We start from the raw sequence: 18,820 nt of genomic DNA on the forward strand, positions 1-18,820 counted from the left end.
AAAATCAGGAGGGTCATGCCATACGTTTTCGCTTCAACAGCCCGGGCGGATTGCTGCTGAAGCCAATATGGATAAACAAAGAACGCTACCGGAAGCAGACCAAGAAAAATTGAAAATAAAACAACCGCAATCACACCAAAGATATCTATTGGAGTCCCTCCTCTTCCATTCCCTATTTTCTCCCACCCTTCATGAAGTCAGGAGCGTTCTTTATGGCGATGCTTTTTGCTCCATGTGAAGTCCAGGAAGAGAAAGAAGCAGACCACTGTAACCGAACCAATAAACTCCCACACCCATTTAAGTCCCGGTAATTGAATAACTCCCAAAAGTGCAATGATAGTCACCGGCAGCAACGAAATCCACATCCACCGAAACAAATAGACAGGCGACTGCTGCACTATAGCAACTCCCTTCCCATTTTAAATACGATCATACGATTGATCACGTACAACGACCGTCTCAGGACTTATGCGAACCAGAACCCAAGCCGGGTCGCCCAAAACTTTTGTAAATCGTGAATCCCAATGCTCCGGAGCACCCATATATTTGCAGAACAACCGGAAAACCCGTTCACGATCATGAGCAAGAAGGCTGCCCCAGCCCCGGATACCTGCGTGCTGAACGAGACCGGTTGCAGGGTTAAAATCCACGATACCAAGCGCACATCGGGGTTCGCTTTCAATCCGTGCAGAAAACGAATTGGTTCGCGTATTCCCAAGAATCCAAATCTCCTTGTTCTCCCATAAAAACCATACGGGAGACTCCCGGGGCCCCTCTTCATGAACCGTAGATAAATGAGCAAATAACGGTCGCTGCAAAAGTTCATCCACAAGCTTTTCCGGATCGTCGGGGGTCGAGGCATCACGTAAGATTTTCATCAGATCATTCCTTTCTTCCTCGGGTTATTCTTCACAAGAAAAAGCATATGTTTCGGCCTTCTTATTTGTTCCTTTGGCCATCAATGCTTTGCAGGTTTTCCCATTCTTTTCTTAATATGCCCATTTTAATCGAGTCATAGTAGCTTCCCTGCCAGTATCTCGCCTCCCGAATACGGGCCTCTTCCTTCATTCCTAATTTTTTAGCGACCTGCACCATGCGTTCGTTCGCTGACCAGGTAGTCATGCCTAAGCGGTGAAGATCTGTGTAGTGAAATAAATAATCAATCCATAAGCGATATGCCTCTGTGCCATAACCCCCGTTCCAATAGGCAGAATCGTAAATGACAATACCTGTTTCCATCCAGTATGTATTGGCATCCACCCAGTAAGCTCCTGTATAACCAATCGCCTGGCGGTCAGCGATAATAGCCAATGCAGCAGGGATACCGGGAAAAATTTCTGCCAGCCACTGCTCTTGATAGGAGGAAAAAGAAATGAAATTTTCCTCGATATACGGCGCATTCCATTTTTTTGCTGCCTGATGCTTGTCGATGTATTTCCATTCGTACAGCTGCTTTATGTCGGTCTCGTTGGCTTGCCTTAAAAATACTTTATTACCATCCAGTTCACTCATTCTCTGCTCCTTTTGATCTTCCGAAAAATTCTTCTATTATAAAGCTACATCAAAGCTGGTTACATAAACCGCACGGCCGGTAATACTCACATCAACATTATCCTTTTGCCTTTCGACCTGCACGTAAACCCGGCCATCCTTATTCATCTCCTGCCCCTGCTCTACGGTAAGCTGCAGCGGCGAACGAAAGCTTTCATCTATATAGGCCGCCCAAAAAGCGCCCAAAACCCCGGATGCAGTCCCTGTGACAGGATCTTCCACGGTCCCCGAATACGGGGAGGAGAAATGCCTCGCATGCATATCAGCTGCTTCATCATACGTCTCCAGACAAAACGGATGAATGGAAGCTTTAGGCATTTTCGTAAGCACATCTGGAAACAATGAATTATCAGGCCTCATCCTTTCAAAGCTGGCTATGTGAGCAATCGGCACCAGCAGCGTCCACGTTCCGGTGTTTCCATACACGATGGGCAGATCAGTGTGAATATCATTTTCCTCTATCCCCATCGAAGCAGCCAGAGAAGCCCGGGAGCCATGAAACATTTCAAATTTAGGCGGTGCCTGAGTCATCGTAATTGTGTGCTGTTGATTTTCAGAAGTTTGTATCGTAACCGTTAAAATACCAGCCCTTGTTTCCACCGTGATACGTTCTTTGTCATCAAGCACCCCTTCACTTTTTAATGAATAAACGGAAGCCAGCGTAGCGTGACCGCATAAATCCATTTCGTGACCCGGGGTAAAAAAGCACAGTCGTATATCTGCTGCTTCGGAGGATAATACAAAGGCCGTTTCATTAAATCCAACCTGATACGCTGCATTCTGCATTTCTGTTTCTGTCAGATGGTCTCCGTCAAAAACGACCCCTGCCGGATTCCCTTTATGAGGTATTTCACTAAACGCATCATAATGATGAACACGGATTTTGTGCGCACCTCCTCCAGAAAGATGTCTCCAGGTATTTATTTTACTTTATCTTCCCTCTATGATACTTTTTTACAATAAATAGGGAAAGAGAGAACTGCTTGTCTTTCTGTCTGGAAAATTGAATTTCACAGGAGGTTTTCCCTTGGCCATCGACGTTGTTTTATTTGATTTAGACCAGACACTGCTCGACAAACAACAAACACTAACGGTTTTCTCTGAATATCAGCACAAATGTTTTGCGTTGCACCGTTATGCAGATCTTCAGACGTTTAAAAATTTCTTTATGTCCCTGAATAATCAGCCGCTGCCTAAAACTGTCGTTTACGAGGAAATTGGCCGTCAATGTGATATTCCGGACAAACTTCTCGAGGAGTTATTACAAAATTTAAATGAGTACTTTCCCGAATTCAGCAAAGGCTTTCCAGGATTACACTACATGCTTGCAGCTTTACACAAACAGAAATATAAAATAGGAATTGTGACCAATGGCCGTGATTTTTACCAGCGTCACAAGATAACTGCTTTAGCCATTGAACAATATATGGATCTTATCGTCACCTCGGATCAACTCAGTATTCGCAAACCGGAGCCGCAAATTTTCCAATATGCACTGGATTATTTTCGAGTACAGGCTGCGAATACAGTATTTATCGGAGATCATCTTGAAGCGGATATCTTTCCCGCTAAAGAACTGGGAATGCTTACAATTCATAAAACGACGGACGCCTCTTCTAATGCTCACGCAAGTACAAATTGTTTAAAGAATATTCCCCGGATAATTGATAAATTGACCAAGTATGAAGCATAAAAATATAGTTGGCTAAAGGAGCACCGCCTATGAATCTAAAATGCATTATTGATGAGCATCATTATTCATCAGTTCGTCGCTGGGCCAACGGTTCTCAGCAATGGATTCCGTATAAAATCTCTCCCAACGTATCATTAGTTGTATTCCTGACGCCGCCACCGTATTCTTTTATTGTGGGCTGCGGTGTTTACAATTCTGACTATGAAGCCGTGCGCCCACTACTTCTGCTTAAAGACCCGGTGGCCTCCTACTATCTTTCGTTTCCATTACATGCAGGGGAACTAAAGCTATTGGAATGGGAGGCTCTCTGCAAGGATATTTTAGTACATAATCCTGGTTTGACTGGTGCTTTACAGCGTATCACCTTCGATTATTTCAAGGATGAAAAGGAGAATCTCCCATGAACGGACTCATTCACCATATCGAGCTTTATGTATCCGATCTCGAACGGTCGATGGCCTTCTGGCAGTGGCTGCTGGAGGACCTTAGCTATCATATCCATCAGCAGTGGCCGGAGGGGATCAGCTTCAAATTGGGCCCCTCCTATATCGTATTTGTACAGACAGAGGACCGTTTTTTGGATGTCCCCTACCACCGGCGCCGGACGGGGTTGAATCACATTGCCTTTCATGCCAGTTCGAAATCTCATGTGGATCAAATGACCGGGCAGCTCCGTGCAGCAAACGTCCCAATTCTTTATGAACACCTGCATCCCTATGCTGGCGGCAATGAGCACTACGCGGTCTATTTTGAAGACCCTGATCGTATTAAAGTAGAGCTCGTGGCTCCTTCGGAATAGATAGCTCAGGCAGACACATTTCAAAAATGATAAACACATCTGGGAAAACGATATTGTGATTGGCATCCTAAGTGTCTTTTTTCTTATCCAAGCTCTTGATAACACCATCTATTACAGTTCAAATTATACAAAAAAGCCCCTATGTTTATGGAAACATAGTGGCCGGGAGCAGGTGCTGCATAATTTTTCAGAAGCGATCATTGTTACTTTCTTAATGCATTGTCTATAAATATGGATTCCCGTATTTTTCAACGTATTCGTAAAAGCCGTACCGATACATATACATTGTCTTTTCAATCTCTTCTGCTGTGTCAAAATTAACCATTTGCAGAACCAGCTCGGTAAATTCTATAGGTGCCGTTCCATTTGCGGTCACCAGGTTTTTATCCTTCACAGCCTGCTCTTCCATAAATTCTACTTCCGGATTATAGTTTTCGTAGTTCTGCCAGAGGTAAGCCGAATTGCCCGTATGCTTGAAATGATTTAAAAATCCATTCTTTGCTAAATAATCCACCGCTCCGCATATGGCACCGACCGGAGTATTTTTACTGAACGCTTCGTCCACTAAATTAAAAATATCATCGCTTTCAATATCCCATGTGTTGCCGCCAATTAATACCAGCAAATCGAAAGACGGATGACCGCTGATTCTATAATCCACCTCTGTTTTAAAGCCTCCGATGGATGTAACGTGATCATGCAGAGAAATTGTCCTAACAGTCCACTCCCTGCCTTCGTTCAGCGTTGCTGACAAATAAGCGGCTTCCCAATCAGCGTACTCATCTAAAAGCAGAAATATTGCTTGCTTCACAGCAATCCCCTCCAAACTGATTTTTGGAACGTTACATATAACGCTACAGTCAAAATGAGAACGCTTAATCCGTTTCCATCCATCCCGGATTCCATACAATTTCCCAAAGATGGCCGTCCGGGTCCTGAAAATGTCCGGAGTACCCTCCCCAGAACGCTTCATGTGCCGGGTCCGTGATAAAGGCACCGGCACGTTCCGCCTTTTCCATAATCGCGTCTACCTCCGCTTTACTGTTTACGTTGTGGCCAAGAGTGAATTCCGCAGGGTTCGGCTGGCCAGCCGTTATCCCGGCTTCATGCGCAATACTTTCACGCTTCCAAACGGCAAGCTTCAGACCTGCCTGCAGATCAAAAAAGGCTACCGCTCCGTGCTCGAACTCCTCTCCGACAATCCCCTCAGTAGGGAAGCCCAGCCCGTCACGATAAAAATGCACCGATTGTTGCAAGTCATCTACTCCGATAGTAATGACAGAGACAGCGGGTTTCATCAGCATCATCTCCTTATAAAGGCATACTTGTCTTCCGGGTAAGCTTTACTAGTCCAGCTGTTTAATAAATTTTGCCGGATTTCCTCCTACCAGCGTGCGTGCAGAAACGTCCTTTGTGACGACCGTGCCGGAAGCGATAACTGCGCCGTCTTCGATGCGGATGCCGGGATTAATAATGGCTCCTCCCCCGACCCATACATTGTGCCCGATCGTCACAGGCGATCCGTACTCCTGGAGCGTCGCGCGGGCTGCTTCCTCCATCGGGTGGTTTACGGTATATATGTGCACTCCCGGGCCCAGCATTACCCCGTCACCGAATATAATTGGCGCTTCATCAAGCATGACGCAGTTGACGTTGGCGAAAAAGTGGTCTCCAAGGTGAATATTATAGCCATAGTCGCACCAGAACGGCGGCCCGATACGGGCTTTTTCCCCCATCGTCCCTACGATGTCCTGTAACAGCTGGTTGCTTCTTTCCTTTTCACGGACGCTGATCGAGTTATATTCTTCAAGCAAAAGCTTCGTCTGCAGCCGTTCCGCTGCAAGCTCAGGATCGTGCGGTAGAAATAGCTCTCCGTTCATCATTTTTTCCTTCTCACTTTTCATTCGTACACCTCTTTTATTTTCGCTTCTTGAGTTTTCCACGCTTCTATACGCCCACTATACCACTGTTCGTTTGACTCCGGACATTTGTTTTACGGAATGCTCCAGAAATTCCCTTTCTTTTTTAACACAGTTGTATTAAAAAATGCTATACTTATATTAATTTCTAAACCCTGAGGTGTGCTATGCCAAAACTCATTGACCACCAGAAGAAAAAAGAGCAGATTGTTGAATACACGTGGCAATCCATCGTAAACAGCGGTGCGAAAGGCGCGACGGTTAGAAGCATCGCAAAGCTCGCGGACAAGACGCCCGGGCAGATCCGCTACTACTTTCCCACTCACAGTGCACTGCTCGATGCAGTCATGGAAAAAGTAAACCGTAAAGTGGCACAAAGAATCCAGGAGATTTTCGGGCAGGAAGATTTAACCGAAAAGGAACGGGTCATCCAGGCAGTTCTCGCGGTTCTCCCTTTAGACGATGACCGCTACGCGGATATGGAGGTGTGGATGGCTTTTCAGTACGAAATCCACGAAGCAGGAGCGAATACCATGGGAAACGAGATCCGTCTGCTTGTTCAAAAATCCTTACAGTACTTAAGCGAAAAAAAGATGCTTCAGGAGGAGTTGCCTATGGAGCTGACTATAATGCGTGCTCACGCCCTCGTTGACGGACTAGCCCTGCATAAATGGTTAACCCCTGACCGCATAAACAATGAACAGGTCATGAAACTGATTCGTGACGAAATACATGTCTGGCTGAAGGAGGAGTATAGATGAATTTCATCCTGCTGCTTATTATTATGGTCGAAATAGCCTTCTGGATTGTTATTGCCACCGGGTTAATCGTTCGCTACGTGTTTCAAATGCCAAGACTGGGATTATTCTTTCTCGCCTTAACACCCGTACTGGACTTGGTTCTGCTGACTGCAGCCTCCATAGATCTTATGCGCGGAGCAATTGCTACCACGGCTCATGCCATTGCTGCCATTTATATTGCAGTCTCCATTGTCTTTGGAAAGCAGATGATCCGCTGGGCCGACGACCGTTTCAGGTACTATATTATGAGGCAGGGCGACAGGCCGTCCCGGCTTTACGGCTATGCCTACTCCCGAAAATATTTTAAGGACTGGCTCAGACACGTCCTGGCGTATATCCTGGGGACGGGACTATTGTGGATAGTTATTTTACTCGTAAATAACGCAGCCAGAACAGAAGCTTTGAGCGGCACTATTAAACTATGGTCTCTCGTCGTAGTGATCGATTTAGTTATTTCCATCACGTACTTTATATGGCCGCGCGAGGCAAAATATAAAGAAGAAATTCATAAATGACGCTCCCGGAAAATTTCTCATGAAGATTTATACTTAAATATTATCGTGACATACCCGATCGCAGAAGCGATAAGAAACAGCGCATGATAGCCAAACGAACCAGCAATGGCCCCGGAAAAAATGGAGCCTGCAGCCTGGCCAAGGGCAAGCATTAAAAACGGCAGGCCCAGTCCAATGGAAGGATTCGTCCGGAACACTGAAACGCCCCAAACAATCAGAACCCCGGTGATGAAGACATACGAGCTTCCGAAAAGAAACGGGGACAAAACCCCTACTACAGGACTGCCAGGCCAGCTTCCGAGAAGCAGGGATGCAGTAGACAGCGATACTGTGGAAAGCCTGAACGCATTCCTAATGCCAAACCGGTTAATAACGATTCCGGCAGTCCCGCCCAATAAGCCTGCCAGACCAATGATCACCCAGAGCCAGTCCCCCAGATAGGCAGGTACGCTGTCCAGATTTACAATAAAATCTCTCGAAAAGGTCCAGTATGCCGCCGAAGAGATGCCTAATAACAGCGAGGCCAAAATCAATTGCACGGACTGCTTCCACTCCTCCTTTACAAATCCCACCGAGCTCTTTTCTTCAAATGTCTGTGTACGTGGCAGCACTTTATAGTTGGCAGCCAGCACGATAACAGCGATAACCATAAAGATTATATACGTCTCCCTCCAGCTGTCCACCATCATAATCGCAACGGCTCCGGTGAATGCCGTCCCTATGCTTGTACCGGAGTTGATCCAGGCATTCGTCTGGTTCTGCGCCCCTGATTGGACATTTGTATTTACAATGCTGGCGTATGGCGGAGAGGATAGGCCTGTACTCATTCCTGCTAAAAATATCCCTGCCCCAAGCCCCACTGGAGTTAAGGAAACGGAGATGACGCCAAGACCAACAATCGACAGGAGCCCCGCTGCCACCAGAATGAATCTGGATGTCGCCCTCCGGGAAAACATCATCGCTGCTACTATCGCTATACAATACGCCACGTATGATAACGAGGAAATGATTCCACTCGTGGACTGGCTCATATGGAGCGCTTCATTAATATACGGAAGCATCAGCCCGTAGCTGAACCGGGACAGCCCGTAGGTCACGGCAATCATAGGCAGACCGGCAAGAATTAGTTTATTCGCATTCATATTTGTTCACTCCTTTTTATTTATTGATCGTTCATTCAATAAACAGGTAAATAATAAGAGCATCAGCATTAATAATGATGCTCTTTTCCATATCTATTTGTTGTCCGCCTGCATGCCTTTTACTAAATCGAAGGCCGACTCCTCTACTTCGTCCATCTCCAGAATCTGAGCCATCGACGTAATTCCTTCCATGATCAGAACCAGCTGCGTTCCGAGCGTTTTGGAAGCATCAAAAGGCTTGATGTCACGCTCAATTTTATTTAACAGGGTTGTTTTATGGTCTCTACTCATAGCAGTAATCTCTTCGTTGACTCCCTCATATTCCTGCTTCGCTCTTAAAAACAGACATCCGTTAAAGCCGTCCGTTTTCATCCAGTCCATGTGGGCCTTAATCAGTGACCTTGCGTAATGATTGAAATCACTCTTTTTATCGATCACCTCTTCCATAAAGTCAAAATACCGCATTTCCCGGCGCTTTAATATTTCTATAATCAACACTTCTTTGGATTTAAAATGATAGTACATCGTCATCGGAGCCACTCCGACTTCATTCAAAATGCTTTTCACCCCGACAGCGTGAAATCCGTGCTGATAAAAGAGATTTTCCGCGGTGTTCAATATAATCTCTTTTTTCGATGCCGCTTTCATAGATAGCCCCCTTTTGTTTATTGAACGTTCATTATAATAAATCATAACACATTCTACCGCGGAATGCTGCTTTATTGTTTTTTCTTTCTGATTTTTTCTGCCGTATCATTTAAAAATTCGTCTATATTATATTCTTTATAATCGTCACGGATTTCAGCAATAACCGCGCTTTTCGCTTCCTGTTCTGTTTTTCCTTCCTTCATTAAATCCAGTAGCTTACCATTATAAGCATTCATGTACTCTTCCTCACCCCCGGAAATATTCTCAGCATCCCCGCCCCAGATAATACCGACAATTTCTTCTAAAAACTCCCGATATTCCATCTCGCTTCCCCTTTTCGAATAATATTTTATACTTCAATTATACTTTACCCTTTTGGATGTACATTGAAGAAGTTTTTATACAAAAGTGAAGCATATTAAAAAAAGACTGTCTCTTTATCCACATAGAGACAGTCCCTTTCGTATTCACGATTTAAAGAAGTGCTTTACCATAAGCACCCAAAACGGGATGACAATAATAAGAAGCAAAACAATAGCAGCCGCTGATAATAGATTGGAAATGAGAGAGTTTTGAACAATCATTAAATAGATATTAAAAAAAATAACGGCTGTGAGAAAAATTCCTCCAATAACTGATCCGGTATTCATCGTTTGTTTCAAGTAAACACCTCCAACTATAGAAAAGAACGAACCCTCGCCAGGTTCGTTTTATTCATTATGAGACATTCCAACAGTGGGACAACGATGCTATCGTCTATTCTTACTCATTATAGCATTTGCCCAGCCTTTGATTAAGAAATAACAATTAGGGATGAAAACAGTTCACCCCAAAAAACTGGACCTGCATCATAATGATTAAAAATTTCCTCTATTTCAAAGACATTTAAGCACTCCGTCATCTGAAAAAAACATAATCACGTTTTAGGCTTTTCAAGAACGGAATTGCCAAACATTGTGTAGGCGAAAAGCCTTAATCCTTCAAAAAACATTGTATTGTATTCTACAATTGGTCCTAATATGTAATTTTTCATTCTCATCACGAACCGGGCATGCTTAATAAATAAAATAATACCCATGACAAATAAAGAAACAATGGTGATGAATAAATAGACAGACGACATATTATCATCCTTTTAAGCCTAATTATGAATTAATTTTGTTTTAACTTTTAATTAAATACTTCGAACAAGTGAAAGGGTTATAAAGATGGTCGATACGATCCCAGCAGACATTAAGACTATTAATTTTCCGCGTCTGTTCTTCTTACTTTCCTTTGACGTTGCTGAAAGCTCTAAGGAAAGCAGGATCCAAATAACCATAGATACTATAGCCAATACGAGATTAAATTCTTCAGACATTTATAATTACCTCTTTATCATACAATGGATGATATTTTCTTTTTTGTTTTGTTAAAACAAAGAGTATTTTTGTTTACCTTTATGAATCAAAAAACTTCATATGCTTTTTGATAAAAATCAATAGAAGTATCTAAATCAGACACAGAAAATAAAAAGTGATTCAATCCTTTAATTAGTATTGTTAAAATCACTCCGTTTCAAATAATTCTTTTATAGAACTAAGCGCTGTCTACTTAAATTGGTGTAAAAGAAGAGGAAGTTCCAATAACTACAGTCGTGGAAAGATATTTATTCACTTTTTGATAGTAAGCTGCCAAGGCAGCAGCCGAGGATAGCTCCAGGTGTATGCCCAAACGGTGTAATTGCTCCTGGGCATTTCTACTTTGTTTTTCATCAACTACTACAGCCTCCCCCCGGCTTTCCCTGACCGCCTGTTCAAGCTGCTTGGTAACCGTCTGGCCATTGATCGAAACTAAGTTGGTCTCCCCTTCGAACCACCCTGTATATGGCTCCCCCTCCAATACTCTTTTAAGTCGCGGAAACGGCTCTACAGCAATCATTTGAGGGATTCTATTGATTTTCCCAGCTTGATTAAGCTCCTGGAAGCCTTCATAAATTCCCCACAGCAGATCTCCTCTTGAACTTGGCACAATTACCTGCGAAGGGCTCTGCCCGCTGAATTCTTCATAAATTTCCCTCGCAATCATTTTATACGCCTGAACACCGACAGGCATTGTCCCAACCGGGGGATTTATATAATTGGAAGCGGGAAAATAACCATCATTAACGTAATCCTTCATCCGCTCCCATCGTTCCATAGAGGTGTCAGTCCAGACAATGACAGCCCCCGTTGCTTGAATCACCTTAGCCAGCTCTTCATTTAAATGTGGCGTCGCAATAAGCACACAGGGCAGGCCTGCAAAAGCAGCGTAGGACGCTACAGACAATCCGGCATTTCCGCTTGAAGCAATCACCATCCCTTTATACTTCCGGCTCTTAGCCATCGAAACTACGTAAGCGCTCATTCGGTCTTTATGAGAACCAGTGGGATTCTGGGATTCTAGCTTTATGTAGACAGACTCCTGTTCAATATTCAGCGGCAGCAGGGGCGTGCCTCCTTCTCCCATCGTGATATGCTGGCGAAATGGAAGAAGGTTATCTTTGCTCCAGGATTCTTGGTATACAGGCTTTACACTGGACGGCTCATGATCACGAGCGCATGCCGGACAGCCTTCAAACATATCCTCTTCCAGTGAATACAATTGTGAACACTGAATACACTCGTAATGAGACATATTTGGATTCCATATAATGTTTTGCATTTACTTACTCCTTCCGAAAAAAGGGAATAAATACTCAAAATTCTGCGCAATTATAAGCTATAAAGTTTTTTCCATTTACGCTCCACAAACTACATTTTTCCAATAAAACCAGGCTTCTAGATACCTTTCAAAATCATAGGGGTGGTGCTTAATGCAGACTCCCAGCCGAAGATACAAACCGACAACCACTTCTTCATATAAAAATGCGTTGCTTTTTTCATTTTCAACGATTAAACAGTGGACTGCCGCATCAAAGGTTTCCCTTGTTAAATCATCAGGAGAGGAACAAAAAGCATAAATTAAATCGTAAAGGGGATAACCGATGACAGGCGTTGGATCAATGACACCTGCGAGCTTGCTGTCATTAAATATAAAATTATGAATCCCGCAATCCCCGTGCAATAAAAACGGTTCTCTCTTTGTATGATGAGCCTCCAGGGTCTTCAAAATATTTAAAACAAAGTCATGCTCCGCGTCCTCTACGCAGGAACCTATAATCTTACTGGCCTCCAAAATTTCTTTTTGAAGAAAGCTTGGCCAGGACTCCATTCGTTCATCCATAAAACCAATCTCATTATCATCAGCAATATTTTTATATTGATTTAATACTTCTTCTGCGAATGTTCTAAGCAATATCTGTTTATTAATGCCTGTTAATTGCGTTGTACCAGAAATGAATGAATAAACGATATAACGATGTGACGAGTCAGCGTAAAGCAGTGTCGGAATTAGGCTTAAATGGTTATAGCAGTCCAGAAAAGCCGCTTCTGCCTGCAAAACCTCCGGTTCATTGAACTTAACCACACATTGAGCATTAGTACTGTCCTGAAGAAGGTATAATTCACTGGCGGTGCCTCCCTGTAACGCATCACAATCGATATGCTTCGATTGAATGATGCCCTGGTGAAACAGTTCATTAATAACCTTTACCATTTTCATAAGTATTCTCCATATTTGCTTTTAATAATTTTTATTTTATCTTTATACATACCGTAATCATTGAAGAAATTAACTTTCTCTACATTGTCAAAGTCACGGTTCCATTTAAACATGTTAAAAAATATTCTCCATGATGGCTTGTAGTTTGATTTCTCCAACCCAAGCTTTTGTTTTAAAAATCTTTTTATCAGCCGATAGGTTCTTATTGGATATTTAGTATCCAGAAAAATAATCAGATCTGCATGATGAAAACTGCTGCTTATCCAATCCTCACTGTGTACTCCTTCAATTATCCAATAATCCGTTTGTACTATGCTTTTTAAATGCGCTTCTCTTTCCCATTCAGTTCTTTTTATATCCCCAGAGCTACGCCTTTTCCACATAACATTATCCAATTCGTAATGCGGTATATTCAGCTCTGATGATAGCTTCCGGGCTAAAGTAGTTTTACCACTGCCCACGGATCCAATAATATGTATCTTTTTGTGCGCCATATTCTTCAAAGGATCACCTGATTTCATTTATGCAGTCTGAATTCCATATTCGCTCCTGCGTAACTTTATGGTCCGTGATTTTAATATGATATACATCCGGATTGCTTAAATTAATTGATTGTTCAAAGTCAAAGCTATTATTGTAGTGTTGCAATAGTAATGACATTAAGTTTCCGTACGTCACTATTATTGTATTTTCAAATTCATTGTTTATAACCTTTTTTATTATTCCTAATATGCGCTTTTTCGCTTCGTTGCTTGATTCACCACCCTTGAACTTTAAATCAAAATCCCCGAATGTCATCTTAAGCCTATCCTTCCAGTCAGAAAAAGCTTCTTCACTTAATATACGCTCTTTCAATTCGTCCTCTACTTCTATTCCAATTCCCATTTCCTTTGCCAGAGGCTCTACCGTTTGTACAGCACGTTTATACGGACTTGAAATAATTTTTTCTGCCCTTAAATCTTTGAAAAAGGCTGCCAGGTCATTTGCTTGTTTTAAGCCTTTATCAGTTAAAGGCGCATCAGATTCCTGTCCCAGTGCTTCACAATGTTTGACAATATAAAGATTTTTCAATTTAGGCACTCCCAATAGTATATATTCAGTTGCGTATTTACGTTGTTTATTTTAACGTCAAAATACGAAATATACTCGTTCATTTCCTCTATCCCTATACTGCGCTTAACGCTATCGCAATACACATCTTTATTTTGGACAAATTATCTTCTTCTACGCTTTTTTGCTTCTACAAGCGTATGAGTAACGTAAAATAATCCAATACCAACAAAGATAATAATGAATAGATTTACTACAATACTCCATAAACCATGCACGGGGAGGTATGAAAATAGCCAGGCCATTGGGAGCAAAAAGATAAGATCATATGTATTAATTTGAGCAAAAGTGTGTTCAAGAGTTTCCTGTTCCTTATCTCTCATATTTGCCCACCTCCTGCTTTAGCCTAATTGTTTTTAACTATGAAGCACGTCTGCTGACTTCTGGTATTTCTGTGTATATACAATTGAAATGCTGACGAACAAATTTTATTATCATTCATTGATCTTATCGCCGCGGATAGGATGGCAGCCGTTGGCAAATTTCATACTGATGGATTTTCCATGAATAAAATCCGCCCGGTTCGAAAGCTGCATGTGCAGATGTGGCTCTGAGGAATTGCCTGAATTACCGCATTTTCCTATAACCTTTCCCATCGAGACACGCTCGCCCTTCCGCACCAGAATCGAACCAGGCTGCAGATGAGCCAGAACGCTGTACTCCTCAGGAGCATGATAAATAACCACCACATTACCGGCCAGTTTCTCTTCATTCATTACTCCCGGCTCGTTGTCCGGAATCCCATCCACTACTTCAGCTATAGTACCCTCTGCCGGTGCATAAATTAGTTGCCCGTAGGCTGCATAATGTTCGTTATATGTCAGCGATTTTTCATAGGTTTTTCCCTCTGTTTGAATCACCAGATCATACGCATAGCGTTGGTTGGATAAGGGGTGATGCGCGTTGGCCAGAGGATGATTTCCACCCCAGACGATTGCCCATCCAATCCCCGGCTGTACCGGCCAGCGATACTGTTGCCTGGACTCCTCTTTTTCGCCAACCGGATCAATAGCTACGGGTTGCATAGCTAGGCCATGAATGAGGTGTTGATGGTCCATATATACCTCAAGCGCCCGTTCATTACTGTCGTCGTTCCAAACGTACTGAACTAAATGTTCTTCTATTTGATATGAAAACAGAAGATTATATGCTGTTACACCTTCATTGAAGTCAGCGGCCATTTCCTGAAATTCATCGCTCGCAGCGAGCTGCTTAAAATCATTCGTGGTTTGTTCATAAATGTGAACAAACTCGCCACGCAGAAATGAATTTCCAAATTCCTCGGGCGGTATTGGATGATCCGGGAATGTAGATGTCATGATAGCTTCCTCCTGACAGGTCATTTTGCGTTTCGTATTACTAACCATCCGGCTATTTTTTCGCGGTGCCTATCCAGGAAGTGCCCCAGGCAGCCGTCAGAATAAAGATTACTATTAATCCAGCAGATATTACTGGCATCCCTAAATCGTAACCAAGCCCCAAACCTCCAGCTATAAGTGCTGCCAATAGCAGTGAAACCGGAGTTATCATTTGTTTTCCCTTCACAGTTGGTCCCTCCAATCACCAGCAACTTCTACTCTTTATTTTTTCATCATATCAGGAGTCAGTAATAGAAGGAATATTATGGATAATATTCACCCTATAACATTAAGCTAAAAACATGTTTAAGCAAACAGCAAAAGCGAGTACAACGTAAACACGTCTTTACTCGCTTAATAATTTCTAATCATTATCATTTTCCACTAATTTTTTAGATTTATCTATACTGTCTATGGTTTCTTGAAAGTTTTTAGAGACATAGCTCATAAATAAAATATCAATAATATGAAGCTGGGCTATTCTTGTTGAAGTTGCGGCGCTGCGACTGATAGCTTCCTTTTTAGGCGAAGAATATATCGCACAGTCCACCAGATCTGACATTGGACTCTTTCCGTATTTAGTAATGCCTAACGTGCGTACTTTTAACTTTTTCGCCTGTTTTAAAATATTTATCGTTTCCTTCGTTTCCCCCGAAAAAGATATAAAAATAGCTAAGTCGTCTGGACCACAGTGAGCTAATGTAGTTAGAGTTAAATGAGGGTCTTCAAAATAATAACTGTTTAACCCAACACGAAGAAATTTTTGCTGACAATCATACGCGATTATGCCTGAAGCGCCGATCCCGTAAATAATTATTTTGGAGCTGCTCTCTAGCCATTCCAATGCTGTTTCTATTTTTTCTTTTTGAATGTAATCTTTAGTTTCGCTGATCATACTAACTGTATTATATGTCATTTGATCAATGATATTAACAACAGGCTCATTTACTTGTATATCTCTATACTCAAATGAATCATTTTGCTGAAGATCACCAGCTATTCTCATTTTCAAATCTTGAAAACTGGATAATTTCATTGATTTACATAAACGTACCACAGCTGCTGAGCTGGAATTACTGCTTTCACCTAATTCCTGTGCTGTCATTGTTACAGCTGCGTCAGGATGGTTTTGAATATATTGAGCAATTTTTTTCTCAGAAAGCGGCAGTCTACTCTCAATAACCTTAAGCATTGATAATCCACCTGATATTTGTGCCATAAACCTACTCCCTACTAAAAAATAATAATAACAACGTAATTACATACAATACTACCTATTAAAGAAAAACTAATCCAACTTAATTTAGAAAAAGAGTAGTTTTGCAACTTTATAATTTTTACCGTTAAAATACTGAAAAAAGTAAATAAACTTATACTCATAGCCAAAAACATGCTCAAGCTGTCAGATATAAATACAGACTGAAAAAAAGGATAAATGAAAAATAAACCCGCACTTAATATTAAAATTAACAGTCCAACAACTTTAAAATTTCTATTCGGAAAAGACATAGGCAGCATATTAAACCTCCTATAAAAAGGCTAAAAATTATTTTAGCCTTTTTTACTTTATTATGATGTTCTTTCTTTTTGCTTTTTTTCGTTATCCATTTCTTCATTTTCTTCATTTTGTTCCTGCTTTAACAACTGATTGTCGTAAATCTTGAAAAATGGATAATAAATTACGCAGGACAAAAAGATGTTCACAAATACTAGTACAATTGCCCGCCAGTCTCCTCCAGTTGCCAAGTACGCTCCAATAGGTGCCGGCAGCGTCCATGGAGGCATTACATATGTTTCCGAAACCAATCCGAGTACTGTAGCAATATAAGAAAGAGTAGCCAAAATAAGCGGAATAGAAACAAATGGAATGATGAGAATAGGATTCAGCACGATAGGGGCGCCAAAAATAATTGGCTCATTAATGTTAAACAATCCTGGCACTGCTGTAGTACGTCCAAGTGTTTTCGAATATTTTGATTTTGCAAACAGGAGCATGACAATTATGAGTCCCAGCGTAGAACCCGCGCCCCCAATCCAGATAAACCATTGGAAAAACGTTTCAGGAGCTACGTGAGGCAGGCTGTTCCGGCCATCTGCCACTGCAGCTGAGTTTTCCACCAAATACACTTCCCAAAACGGACGGGCAACAGTACCAACGATAGAGACCCCGTGAATCCCAAAAGACCAAAAAAATGTTATCAAAAATACTGGAATAATTACCCCGACAAAGCTGTCACCTACAGCAACAATTGGAGCTACGGCTTGTTCTACTAGATGATGAATATCCAATCCAATTAATATAGTTACTATCGAAATGCCCACAATAACAATTGCTACAGGGATTAAAGCTTCAAATGAACGTGAAACAGAGGTTGGTACCTGTGGTGGCATTTTAATTGTTACATTTTTTTCTTTGCATAAACGCATAACTTCCACCGCGAAAATAGAACAAAGCATAGAGACGAATAAACCAGCTGGGCCTAGCGGCTCCATTGGCAGTACATATTCGGTTTCATTTATAACTTGCGGCGTGATAGTAAGTAATAACGCTGCTACAGCAATTTGTGCACCAGACAACGCATCTATCCCGTAGCTTCTGGACAGGTTATATCCTATACCAAAAGCTACGTAGAGGGACATTATAAACATCGTGAGCCGATAAGGGATTAATATATCTGCTGCATTGTTACTTGCCCATTCTGTAATTCCCCAATTTTGAGGTAACGGAGGTGAAGCTACAATTAGAAAAAAGGAACCGATTATAATAAAAGGAAGCGCTGAAATAACACCATCTCTGATTGCCTGCAAGTGTCGCTGTTCGGCCAATCTTGCCATAGGTCCAGATAACTTTTGATCCATCCAGTTTGCAAAATTATTCATTATGCCCGCCTCCCTTTATTGGTCCACTGTATTATTCATGGTTTCAAGCATTCGTTTACCTCCCATAGGATTGTAGGCATTTGGGGGAATTTGTCCACACGGAATATTTTCAGTTTGCGCAATTCCTTCGATTTTTTTGAATTGATGGCGTATTTGTGGAGCTACCATACAAACATTCCATCCATTTTTTATTTCATCCTCTACCTCGCTGCTCCCAATTGCTTTTACGTGGAGCTCCTGCCCATTTTTTTCTGCCTCTTTCTTTAATGCATCCACAGCGATAGCACTCGACATTCCACCCGAACAAATAAATAATACGTTCATCATAAACCCCCTGAATTTTAAAATTTTATTTTAACCTGAGTACATTATATGCTAATATAAAATTAAATTTCAACAATTTACTGAAATTTTTCAAAATTTTGGTTTGAAAGGGGTTTTTCTATGGATACAACATACGAACAGGACATTTTTGAAATCATTTCTAATGCAGGTGATGCTAAAAGCCTGGCTTATGAAAGCCTGGAAATGGTCGAGAATAAAGATTATAAAGAAGCTGATGAAAATCTACAATTGGCGGATGATCAATTGAAACGAGCGCACAATACACAAACAAAATTAATTCAGAATGAAATTAATGGCGATAAAGTCACTATGTCCTTACTGATGGTTCATGCCCAGGATCACCTTATGGGCGCTGAATCAGAAATCACCTTGATTAAGCATTTAATTTCTTTACAAAAGCAAATTCATGGCGAAAAAACCAGTTCTTAAGTTATTTTAT

Annotated in this window: 27 protein-coding genes and 1 pseudogene; 6 read left to right on the forward strand and 22 right to left on the reverse strand. The window is 41.7% G+C overall.

All coding sequences use genetic code 11. From position 1 onward, the window contains the following. Window positions 1–419: 419 nt before the first annotated feature. The 3 genes from SIC45_RS09130 to SIC45_RS09140 form a co-directional block, all read right to left on the reverse strand. A complete protein-coding gene (locus SIC45_RS09130) occupies window positions 420–878 on the reverse strand; it encodes a pyridoxamine 5'-phosphate oxidase family protein (protein ID WP_319631925.1) in 459 nt (152 codons plus the stop codon). A 61-nt stretch (window positions 879–939) separates the two neighbouring features. Continuing rightward, complete coding sequence (locus SIC45_RS09135; protein ID WP_319631926.1) at window positions 940–1,512, reverse strand: GNAT family protein; 573 nt, start codon at window positions 1,510–1,512, stop codon at window positions 940–942. A gap of 36 nt (window positions 1,513–1,548) precedes the next feature. Further along, window positions 1,549–2,433, reverse strand: a complete 885-nt coding sequence (locus tag SIC45_RS09140) for a PhzF family phenazine biosynthesis protein (RefSeq protein ID WP_319632954.1) — start codon at window positions 2,431–2,433, stop codon at window positions 1,549–1,551. A gap of 145 nt (window positions 2,434–2,578) precedes the next feature. On the opposite strand from SIC45_RS09140, the gene SIC45_RS09145 reads away from it, so the two are divergent. The 3 genes from SIC45_RS09145 to SIC45_RS09155 are packed head-to-tail and all read left to right on the forward strand — an operon-like array spanning window position 2,579 to window position 4,043. Beyond that, the gene (locus tag SIC45_RS09145; RefSeq protein ID WP_319631927.1) at window positions 2,579–3,244 is read left to right on the forward strand and encodes an HAD family hydrolase; all 666 of its coding nucleotides are present in this window, start codon (window positions 2,579–2,581) and stop codon (window positions 3,242–3,244) included. Between the two features lie 29 nt (window positions 3,245–3,273). Next, window positions 3,274–3,648 (forward strand): hypothetical protein, encoded by a 375-nt coding sequence (locus tag SIC45_RS09150; protein ID WP_319631928.1) that lies wholly within the window; start codon window positions 3,274–3,276, stop codon window positions 3,646–3,648. Further along, window positions 3,645–4,043: a VOC family protein gene (locus tag SIC45_RS09155; RefSeq protein WP_319631929.1), complete on the forward strand. Its 399-nt coding sequence runs from the start codon at window positions 3,645–3,647 to the stop codon at window positions 4,041–4,043. Before SIC45_RS09150 ends, SIC45_RS09155 begins: the two co-directional genes overlap by 4 nt. A gap of 223 nt (window positions 4,044–4,266) precedes the next feature. Here the strand turns inward: SIC45_RS09155 and SIC45_RS09160 are convergent, their stop codons facing one another. From SIC45_RS09160 to SIC45_RS09170, 3 genes are all read right to left on the reverse strand, one after another. Beyond that, the gene (locus tag SIC45_RS09160) at window positions 4,267–4,854 is read right to left on the reverse strand and encodes a type 1 glutamine amidotransferase family protein (protein WP_319631930.1); all 588 of its coding nucleotides are present in this window, start codon (window positions 4,852–4,854) and stop codon (window positions 4,267–4,269) included. 64 nt (window positions 4,855–4,918) lie between these two features. Next, on the reverse strand, window positions 4,919–5,341 hold the full coding sequence (locus SIC45_RS09165) for a VOC family protein (protein WP_319631931.1): 423 nt from the start codon (window positions 5,339–5,341) through the stop codon (window positions 4,919–4,921). A gap of 48 nt (window positions 5,342–5,389) precedes the next feature. Continuing rightward, window positions 5,390–5,947, reverse strand: coding sequence for a sugar O-acetyltransferase (locus SIC45_RS09170; protein ID WP_319631932.1), 558 nt, complete (start codon window positions 5,945–5,947; stop codon window positions 5,390–5,392). 182 nt (window positions 5,948–6,129) lie between these two features. On the opposite strand from SIC45_RS09170, the gene SIC45_RS09175 reads away from it, so the two are divergent. Then, window positions 6,130–6,723 (forward strand): TetR/AcrR family transcriptional regulator, encoded by a 594-nt coding sequence (locus tag SIC45_RS09175; RefSeq protein WP_319631933.1) that lies wholly within the window; start codon window positions 6,130–6,132, stop codon window positions 6,721–6,723. Continuing rightward, window positions 6,720–7,277 carry a hypothetical protein gene (locus tag SIC45_RS09180; RefSeq protein WP_319631934.1) on the forward strand — a complete coding sequence of 186 codons (558 nt, stop codon included), beginning with the start codon at window positions 6,720–6,722 and terminating at the stop codon, window positions 7,275–7,277. Before SIC45_RS09175 ends, SIC45_RS09180 begins: the two co-directional genes overlap by 4 nt. Window positions 7,278–7,294: 17 nt before the next feature. Here the strand turns inward: SIC45_RS09180 and SIC45_RS09185 are convergent, their stop codons facing one another. The 16 genes and pseudogenes from SIC45_RS09185 to SIC45_RS09260 all read right to left on the reverse strand — a co-directional run bounded on the left by SIC45_RS09185 (window position 7,295) and on the right by SIC45_RS09260 (window position 18,360). Further along, entirely contained in the window at window positions 7,295–8,419 is a 1,125-nt protein-coding gene (locus tag SIC45_RS09185) for an MFS transporter (RefSeq protein WP_319631935.1), read from the reverse strand. A 93-nt stretch (window positions 8,420–8,512) separates the two neighbouring features. After that, window positions 8,513–9,067 (reverse strand): TetR/AcrR family transcriptional regulator, encoded by a 555-nt coding sequence (locus SIC45_RS09190; RefSeq protein ID WP_319631936.1) that lies wholly within the window; start codon window positions 9,065–9,067, stop codon window positions 8,513–8,515. A 71-nt stretch (window positions 9,068–9,138) separates the two neighbouring features. Continuing rightward, entirely contained in the window at window positions 9,139–9,390 is a 252-nt protein-coding gene (locus SIC45_RS09195; protein WP_319631937.1) for a hypothetical protein, read from the reverse strand. 144 nt (window positions 9,391–9,534) lie between these two features. Further along, on the reverse strand, window positions 9,535–9,729 hold the full coding sequence (locus tag SIC45_RS09200) for a hypothetical protein (protein WP_319631938.1): 195 nt from the start codon (window positions 9,727–9,729) through the stop codon (window positions 9,535–9,537). 254 nt (window positions 9,730–9,983) lie between these two features. After that, window positions 9,984–10,190 carry a hypothetical protein gene (locus SIC45_RS09205; RefSeq protein ID WP_319631939.1) on the reverse strand — a complete coding sequence of 69 codons (207 nt, stop codon included), beginning with the start codon at window positions 10,188–10,190 and terminating at the stop codon, window positions 9,984–9,986. Between the two features lie 335 nt (window positions 10,191–10,525). Continuing rightward, a pseudogene (locus SIC45_RS09210) lies at window positions 10,526–10,606 on the reverse strand (metallothiol transferase FosB); the annotation flags it as partial. A 54-nt stretch (window positions 10,607–10,660) separates the two neighbouring features. Next, window positions 10,661–11,749 carry a pyridoxal-phosphate dependent enzyme gene (locus SIC45_RS09215; protein ID WP_319631940.1) on the reverse strand — a complete coding sequence of 363 codons (1,089 nt, stop codon included), beginning with the start codon at window positions 11,747–11,749 and terminating at the stop codon, window positions 10,661–10,663. Between the two features lie 75 nt (window positions 11,750–11,824). Further along, the gene (locus SIC45_RS09220; RefSeq protein WP_319631941.1) at window positions 11,825–12,688 is read right to left on the reverse strand and encodes an aminoglycoside phosphotransferase family protein; all 864 of its coding nucleotides are present in this window, start codon (window positions 12,686–12,688) and stop codon (window positions 11,825–11,827) included. Further along, the gene (locus SIC45_RS09225) at window positions 12,685–13,209 is read right to left on the reverse strand and encodes an AAA family ATPase (protein WP_319631942.1); all 525 of its coding nucleotides are present in this window, start codon (window positions 13,207–13,209) and stop codon (window positions 12,685–12,687) included. The genes SIC45_RS09220 and SIC45_RS09225 overlap by 4 nt, the downstream gene beginning before the upstream one ends. Beyond that, complete coding sequence (locus SIC45_RS09230) at window positions 13,196–13,759, reverse strand: histidine phosphatase family protein (RefSeq protein ID WP_319631943.1); 564 nt, start codon at window positions 13,757–13,759, stop codon at window positions 13,196–13,198. Before SIC45_RS09230 ends, SIC45_RS09225 begins: the two co-directional genes overlap by 14 nt. Before the next feature lie 143 nt (window positions 13,760–13,902). After that, window positions 13,903–14,121 carry a DUF6007 family protein gene (locus tag SIC45_RS09235; protein ID WP_319631944.1) on the reverse strand — a complete coding sequence of 73 codons (219 nt, stop codon included), beginning with the start codon at window positions 14,119–14,121 and terminating at the stop codon, window positions 13,903–13,905. Between the two features lie 111 nt (window positions 14,122–14,232). Further along, entirely contained in the window at window positions 14,233–15,117 is an 885-nt protein-coding gene (locus tag SIC45_RS09240) for a M23 family metallopeptidase (RefSeq protein WP_319631945.1), read from the reverse strand. Between the two features lie 52 nt (window positions 15,118–15,169). Beyond that, window positions 15,170–15,343: a hypothetical protein gene (locus SIC45_RS09245; RefSeq protein ID WP_319631946.1), complete on the reverse strand. Its 174-nt coding sequence runs from the start codon at window positions 15,341–15,343 to the stop codon at window positions 15,170–15,172. Window positions 15,344–15,520: 177 nt separating this feature from the next. Next, complete coding sequence (locus SIC45_RS09250) at window positions 15,521–16,375, reverse strand: MurR/RpiR family transcriptional regulator (protein ID WP_298787674.1); 855 nt, start codon at window positions 16,373–16,375, stop codon at window positions 15,521–15,523. Between the two features lie 350 nt (window positions 16,376–16,725). Next, complete coding sequence (locus SIC45_RS09255; protein WP_298787678.1) at window positions 16,726–18,036, reverse strand: PTS sugar transporter subunit IIC; 1,311 nt, start codon at window positions 18,034–18,036, stop codon at window positions 16,726–16,728. 15 nt (window positions 18,037–18,051) lie between these two features. Next, complete coding sequence (locus SIC45_RS09260) at window positions 18,052–18,360, reverse strand: PTS sugar transporter subunit IIB (protein ID WP_298787680.1); 309 nt, start codon at window positions 18,358–18,360, stop codon at window positions 18,052–18,054. A 120-nt stretch (window positions 18,361–18,480) separates the two neighbouring features. Here SIC45_RS09260 and SIC45_RS09265 point away from each other — a divergent pair, with 120 nt between their 5' ends. Then, window positions 18,481–18,810, forward strand: a complete 330-nt coding sequence (locus SIC45_RS09265; RefSeq protein ID WP_319631947.1) for a PTS lactose/cellobiose transporter subunit IIA — start codon at window positions 18,481–18,483, stop codon at window positions 18,808–18,810. Window positions 18,811–18,820: the final 10 nt, after the last annotated feature.

Source organism: Marinococcus sp. PL1-022 (assembly GCF_033845285.1).
Classification (GTDB): domain Bacteria; phylum Bacillota; class Bacilli; order Bacillales; family Marinococcaceae; genus Marinococcus.

Excerpts from the sequence above, each read along its gene's own strand:
- SIC45_RS09130 (WP_319631925.1), bottom strand. The coding sequence starts at position 878 with ATGAAAATCTTACGTGATGCCTCGACCCCCGACGATCCGGAAAAGCTT.
- SIC45_RS09135 (WP_319631926.1), bottom strand. The coding sequence starts at position 1,512 with ATGAGTGAACTGGATGGTAATAAAGTATTTTTAAGGCAAGCCAACGAG.
- SIC45_RS09150 (WP_319631928.1), top strand. The coding sequence starts at position 3,274 with ATGAATCTAAAATGCATTATTGATGAGCATCATTATTCATCAGTTCGT.
- SIC45_RS09155 (WP_319631929.1), top strand. The coding sequence starts at position 3,645 with ATGAACGGACTCATTCACCATATCGAGCTTTATGTATCCGATCTCGAA.
- SIC45_RS09165 (WP_319631931.1), bottom strand. The coding sequence starts at position 5,341 with ATGAAACCCGCTGTCTCTGTCATTACTATCGGAGTAGATGACTTGCAA.
- SIC45_RS09170 (WP_319631932.1), bottom strand. The coding sequence starts at position 5,947 with ATGAAAAGTGAGAAGGAAAAAATGATGAACGGAGAGCTATTTCTACCG.
- SIC45_RS09175 (WP_319631933.1), top strand. The coding sequence starts at position 6,130 with ATGCCAAAACTCATTGACCACCAGAAGAAAAAAGAGCAGATTGTTGAA.
- SIC45_RS09180 (WP_319631934.1), top strand. The coding sequence starts at position 6,720 with ATGAATTTCATCCTGCTGCTTATTATTATGGTCGAAATAGCCTTCTGG.
- SIC45_RS09185 (WP_319631935.1), bottom strand. The coding sequence starts at position 8,419 with ATGAATGCGAATAAACTAATTCTTGCCGGTCTGCCTATGATTGCCGTG.
- SIC45_RS09190 (WP_319631936.1), bottom strand. The coding sequence starts at position 9,067 with ATGAAAGCGGCATCGAAAAAAGAGATTATATTGAACACCGCGGAAAAT.
- SIC45_RS09195 (WP_319631937.1), bottom strand. The coding sequence starts at position 9,390 with ATGGAATATCGGGAGTTTTTAGAAGAAATTGTCGGTATTATCTGGGGC.
- SIC45_RS09205 (WP_319631939.1), bottom strand. The coding sequence starts at position 10,190 with ATGTCGTCTGTCTATTTATTCATCACCATTGTTTCTTTATTTGTCATG.
- SIC45_RS09215 (WP_319631940.1), bottom strand. The coding sequence starts at position 11,749 with ATGCAAAACATTATATGGAATCCAAATATGTCTCATTACGAGTGTATT.
- SIC45_RS09220 (WP_319631941.1), bottom strand. The coding sequence starts at position 12,688 with ATGAAAATGGTAAAGGTTATTAATGAACTGTTTCACCAGGGCATCATT.
- SIC45_RS09225 (WP_319631942.1), bottom strand. The coding sequence starts at position 13,209 with ATGAAATCAGGTGATCCTTTGAAGAATATGGCGCACAAAAAGATACAT.
- SIC45_RS09235 (WP_319631944.1), bottom strand. The coding sequence starts at position 14,121 with ATGAGAGATAAGGAACAGGAAACTCTTGAACACACTTTTGCTCAAATT.
- SIC45_RS09240 (WP_319631945.1), bottom strand. The coding sequence starts at position 15,117 with ATGACATCTACATTCCCGGATCATCCAATACCGCCCGAGGAATTTGGA.
- SIC45_RS09250 (WP_298787674.1), bottom strand. The coding sequence starts at position 16,375 with ATGGCACAAATATCAGGTGGATTATCAATGCTTAAGGTTATTGAGAGT.
- SIC45_RS09255 (WP_298787678.1), bottom strand. The coding sequence starts at position 18,036 with ATGAATAATTTTGCAAACTGGATGGATCAAAAGTTATCTGGACCTATG.
- SIC45_RS09260 (WP_298787680.1), bottom strand. The coding sequence starts at position 18,360 with ATGAACGTATTATTTATTTGTTCGGGTGGAATGTCGAGTGCTATCGCT.
- SIC45_RS09265 (WP_319631947.1), top strand. The coding sequence starts at position 18,481 with ATGGATACAACATACGAACAGGACATTTTTGAAATCATTTCTAATGCA.